This is a genomic window from Okeania sp., assembly GCF_983059655.1.
Genome location: NZ_CEZPJD010000863.1, coordinates 1 through 3,259, shown reverse-complemented (window position 1 = coordinate 3,259; position 3,259 = coordinate 1). Strand labels below are relative to the sequence as shown.

General features: G+C 32.2%; 4 protein-coding genes. 2 read left to right on the top strand and 2 right to left on the bottom strand.

What is annotated here, in order from left to right:
• Window positions 1-313: 313 nt before the first annotated feature.
• Both AC3DU7_RS29465 and AC3DU7_RS29460 read left to right on the top strand, forming a co-directional pair.
• Window positions 314-952, top strand: coding sequence for a transaldolase family protein (locus AC3DU7_RS29465; protein ID WP_488042525.1), 639 nt, complete (start codon window positions 314-316; stop codon window positions 950-952).
• A 182-nt stretch (window positions 953-1,134) separates the two neighbouring features.
• Window positions 1,135-1,464, top strand: coding sequence for an element excision factor XisI family protein (locus AC3DU7_RS29460; protein ID WP_488042798.1), 330 nt, complete (start codon window positions 1,135-1,137; stop codon window positions 1,462-1,464).
• An 89-nt stretch (window positions 1,465-1,553) separates the two neighbouring features.
• On the opposite strand, the gene AC3DU7_RS29455 is transcribed toward AC3DU7_RS29460, so the two are convergent.
• Together AC3DU7_RS29455 and AC3DU7_RS29450 are read right to left on the bottom strand one after the other, a co-directional pair.
• Complete coding sequence (locus AC3DU7_RS29455) at window positions 1,554-2,780, bottom strand: endonuclease NucS domain-containing protein (RefSeq protein ID WP_488042797.1); 1,227 nt, start codon at window positions 2,778-2,780, stop codon at window positions 1,554-1,556.
• Window positions 2,781-3,009: 229 nt separating this feature from the next.
• Window positions 3,010-3,259 (bottom strand): hypothetical protein (locus tag AC3DU7_RS29450; RefSeq protein ID WP_488042796.1); only part of this gene is annotated, 250 nt, incomplete at its 5' end.

Here is a 3,259-nt window from a genome sequence, read left to right as displayed (position 1 = left end):
GTTCATATTACTCGTCCTCGACCTACTTTTTTAGGACCTTTTGAGGGAATTAGTTGAAATAGCGGTCAGCAGTCAGCGGTCAGCGGTCAGCAAATAATGAATAATTCCTTCTCAGGTTGAAGGAGTATATTGTAGTAGTAACTTTTAGTTCTCCTTGAAAACTAATTTCTTCTTCCAAGATAATGAGATAATAAATTAATAGCTGATAGCTGATAGCTGACGGCTTTTGAAATAAGGAAGAAGTCAAAGAAACTTTATTTAGTTCAAGTTTTCTAGATTAATTTTTTGATTAGTTTTAATTAGGAGAAAAAAAATGGTTCTTTATCTTGACTCAGCAATAGTAACAGAAGCCAGAGTTGCTAGTAAATTTGGTTGGATATCTGGCGTGACAACTAACCCTACTTTGTTGGTAAAAAGCGATCTGTCTCCAGAAGCTACATTAAAGGAACTTTCAGAAATTGTTTCTGGAGAATTATATTACCAACTTACTGCTACTAATTTTGATGACATGATGGCAGAAGCGAAAACTGCATCGAAATTAATTGGTCATAAAATAGTTCTGAAAATTCCGGCAACTGCCATTGGTTTTCAAGTGCTATCTTATCTGTCTCGAGACATTAGTTGTTCTGTAACTGGAATATATCATCCTGCTCAAGCGGTAGTAGCTGTAGAAGGAGGTGCTAAATATGCGATCGCCTATGTTAACCGGGCAACAAGACTATTGGGAGATGGTTTAAAATTGGTGCGAGAAATGGCTGAGGTAGTGCAGGGTAGCGGTACAGAAATTTTAGCAGCAAGTATAAAATCTCCTGATGAGGCTGTGGCTACTTTATTGGCAGGTGCTAATCATCTGACATTACCATTTCCTGTTTTGCAGGCAATGACTACCCAGGAATTATCAGAACAAACTTTTAAAGAGTTTAATGAAAAAGGTAAGGGAATTATGTATTAACTAAGCCATCAGCTATCAGCTATCAGCTATCAGCTAAAATCGGCGGGTTGAGTCCCCCACGCTGATTTGAAAAATTAGTGGTGTGCGTTAATGAGGGAGTCAGCCATAATATGCCTTGAGAGCTGACCGCTATTTCAAATTAAACTCTTAATTTTTGATTCTATCAAACAGGAAGTCGTGTTATGGAAAGAATAGATTACTCTCAACTTATCCAAGATATTCTCACCCAACATTCAGTCAATCATGGAAAAAATAACACAGAAATTCAACTTATTTTTGACACCAAACGCCATCATTACCAAGTATTAAATATTGGCTGGAAAGAACAAAAAAGAATTTATGGTGTGATTATTCATGTTGACTTAATAAATAATAAAATTTGGATTCAAAGAGATGGAACAGAAATCGGAATTGCTAATCAGTTAATAACTGCTGGGGTTCCTAAAAAAGATATTGTCTTAGGATTTCATGCTCCATATAAACGTAGTTTAACTGAATTTGCCGTTAGTTAGTAATGATTAATTTAGGTATCGTGATTTGTATATGCAGGATGTTTTTCTTTAAGCTAAATATTTTTTATCAGATTGAATTGTAGTGAAATTTAAAGTCTTTCTAACCATTTTTCTAATGCCATATCAATTAATGAGTCTAGAGATTTATAGGGATTAAAATCTACTTGTAATGATTCTAAAGATTTATTAGGAATAAGTTGTGATTTATATTCTATTCCTGTCTTTTTTTTAAATATCTCTCTCTGAACATTAATAAATTCTGCATCTTCATAAGTAATCGGTTTTTTTTCTATTCCTGCACTTTGAATTCTCCTAATTGCTGTTAGATATTTTCTGGCTGTATTTTGTACAACTGGTAAAGTGTAATGATACATTTGACCCTTGTCATTATAATACCGAATGTATGATGATCCTCTTCTTTTACCTTGATTTCTACCTTGAATTGCTTCTAGTAACTTTTGCATACTCCTTTTATGCTTATTTATTTCTGTTCCTACTCCACTTGAAACATAACCTTCAATTAAAGCTTTATCTTGCCAATCTGTCCAAATTCTAGCTCTGCCAATTCTTGAACTTTCACCACTCTTATATGGTATCCAAAGAAATAATATTAGTTCACGTTTATCCAATAAAATTTCTGCACATAATTTATTTGTTTTACCACTACCATTTCCATATTTAATGCTGCTAGTAGAGGGAAATTCTTGGATTCTAGTATCAAATTTAAGAATTTTCCGCCTAACTTCTAATATATGTTGCTGTTGACTAAGCTCAAAATTACTCAAAAGTCTCAAAAATTCTTCAGGTGGATCTGGTAAATCTAAATCGTTTTCTAATTCTTTATATGGAATAATTGTCTTTGAAATCTTCCCATTATCGACATCTTTCAAACTGATATAAAACTTATCCTCATTTTCAATCACAGAAAACTCTAGAAACTGAAAATCAAGAGTATGATATTTTCTATCTGTAAAATTATCTCGATGAAAATTAGGAGTAATTGCTATTAATCTTACAGGTTGCTGATAATCAACTTTGTCACTAAAAGGTTGCTCATCCAACAAAGCATCATAATAACGAGTCAACTGTTGAACTATTCCCCTATCCTCAACATTTTTTAATTCTAAAATTACTAACTTTTTATTACTATCGACTGCCAAAATATCACATCTTTGATTATTAACAATATATTGTCTATCTAAGACATTTAAATCTAGTAATTTTTCCAAATTTTCATAAAGAAAATCCTCTAAAATTTCTTCACTGACAAATTCCCAACCAGAACCTGTTTTGATTAAAGATGCGTTGGTTAACATATTTAATTGAATCTAAAATTTTGAGGTAATCTTAGCATAATTTAGTTAACAATAGCAGTGATACTTATCACAAAAAAATTCCATTACTAAGTCTATTAAATTTCCCAGTATTAGTAGATGGCTCTATATTTCTGAGAATATAGCTATAAATTAACTGAATACTGACAATAATAGCTGTTTGCGCAGCATTGCACAGGAAATGCTTACAAAGCAATGGTCTAATATCGTTCTAATTTTCTTTCTGATAATGCAATATTCCCCATTGAATTAAGTCACTTTTACCCATTTCACAACAATCCAATAAACGTTGCTTTTTTTTATTAAAAAACTCTTGACTCCATAGCTGTTCTTTAGCTTGAATTTTTCCCATTTTTTGCAACAATTGTAAGTAATTCAGAGGAATATTATCTGTTAATTCAATAACTTGAACTTCAGACATTCCAATTTCCTTGGCAACTTTTCTATACTCGTCTATATGC

Coding starts and splice junctions, on each gene's coding strand:
- AC3DU7_RS29455 (WP_488042797.1), bottom strand. CDS start 2,780: ATGTTAACCAACGCATCTTTAATCAAAACAGGTTCTGGTTGGGAATTT.
- AC3DU7_RS29460 (WP_488042798.1), top strand. CDS start 1,135: ATGGAAAGAATAGATTACTCTCAACTTATCCAAGATATTCTCACCCAA.
- AC3DU7_RS29465 (WP_488042525.1), top strand. CDS start 314: ATGGTTCTTTATCTTGACTCAGCAATAGTAACAGAAGCCAGAGTTGCT.